At 41.8% G+C, this 1,469-nt stretch carries 1 protein-coding gene; it reads left to right on the top strand.

Features of this window, described 5'->3' with window-relative positions; genetic code table 11:
• The first annotated feature begins 127 nt into the window (after positions 1-127).
• Positions 128-1,456 (top strand): IS1380 family transposase, encoded by a 1,329-nt coding sequence (locus tag CIK92_RS07840; protein ID WP_094388711.1) that lies wholly within the window; start codon positions 128-130, stop codon positions 1,454-1,456.
• Positions 1,457-1,469 lie beyond the last annotated feature (13 nt).

The following is a 1,469-nucleotide window of genomic DNA, read 5'->3' as shown; positions in this document are numbered from 1 at the left end:
AACCCAAATCGGTCATTAGAAAAAGTTTCTTGTCATTTTCTAATGACCGCCATTAGAAAAATAGCTTTGTATATGCTTGATTCATAAATATTTACTAACTTTACCACGAAAAAAAGAATATACTCCGATGCGAAACTGTGACATAAAGTTTGTAAATAAGGAAATAACACCTTTTGGTGGTCTTTCCCTGTTCTTCAAAATGCTTGAGAAATGCCATTTTGAAGAGCATGTTATGCAAAGTGGTTTACCTCTTCAAGGTTCCAACCGTGGTTACAAACCAATCCAGTTGATATTGGGATTGTTTGCAGGTGTGTGGTGTGGCGCAAGTTGCTTTGGACATCTTGACGTGGTTCGTTATGACGCTGCACTATGTGACCTATTAGGATGGGAACGTGGAGCAGACCATCGTGCATACCAGCGCTATCTAAACAAATTCTCCCAAGCTGTCAACCAGCGTGTTTTCGGAAATTTGTTCCGTTGGTTTTTCTCCGAGTTGAAGTTCGACAACTACACTTTAGACTTCGATTCTACAGTGATGGTCCGTGAGGGAAGTCAAGAAGGAGCTGCCAAAGGATACAACCCCAAACGTCCTGGACGACTCTCGCATCATCCTCTTCTTGCATTCGTTTCCGATGTAAGGATGATAGCAAATTACTGGCTACGTCCAGGCAACACATCCGCAAGTACCAATTATCTGTCATTTCTTGAGGACACGCTCTCAAAACTTGAGGGCAAACGTGTCGGACTGGTCCGCATGGATAGCGGTTTCTTTGCAAAGGAAATACTTGACTATCTGGAAATGAAAGGGTTACACTATATCATTGCCTGCCGTTTCAATAATCGCATAAAGTATAGTCTTACCCATGAACGCAAATGGATAGAGTTGACAGACGGATTGGAAATATCCGAAACCATCTATCAGGCAAACGGTTGGGAGAAGCCTAGACGCATTGTGATGGTCAGACAAGAAATAGACAAGCGCCCCAAAGCTGCAGGAAAGCAAATCAAGCAACTGGAGCTTTTTGAGAATGAGGAAGATTTCGGAAAATACCGATACAGCTGCTTTGTAACAGACCTTGACCTGCCGGCCAAGATTGTATATGACTCATATCGCGGAAGAGCGGACTCTGAGAATAGGATAAAAGAATTGAAGAATGATTTCTCCATCGATGACTTTGTCACAAATAACTTCTGGGCAACAGAGGCATGTGGAAACTTCATTGTAATGGCATATAACTTTATGTCGTTGTTCAGACATGCGCTGATCAATTCCAACAAGAAGAAATTTCTGAAGACTATCCGATACGAGTTGATATCGACGCCAGCCTATCTGGGAAGAACAAAAGACAAGCACATCCTATATTTGGCTAGATCACTAAAAACACGACAATCATTCTTATCTATATGGGAAAAATTAAAGGATTTCTCTTTGCCGTACGACACAGAGAAATCCTAATGACCGATTTGGG

This window comes from Prevotella sp. P4-67 (genome assembly GCF_002251325.1).
Taxonomy (GTDB): Bacteria; Bacteroidota; Bacteroidia; order Bacteroidales; family Bacteroidaceae; genus Prevotella.
This window is presented reverse-complemented; position numbering and strand designations above follow the sequence as displayed.

What these genes read in the sequence shown, in the direction of transcription:
- CIK92_RS07840 (WP_094388711.1), top strand. Translation starts at nt 128, where the DNA reads ATGCGAAACTGTGACATAAAGTTTGTAAATAAGGAAATAACACCTTTT.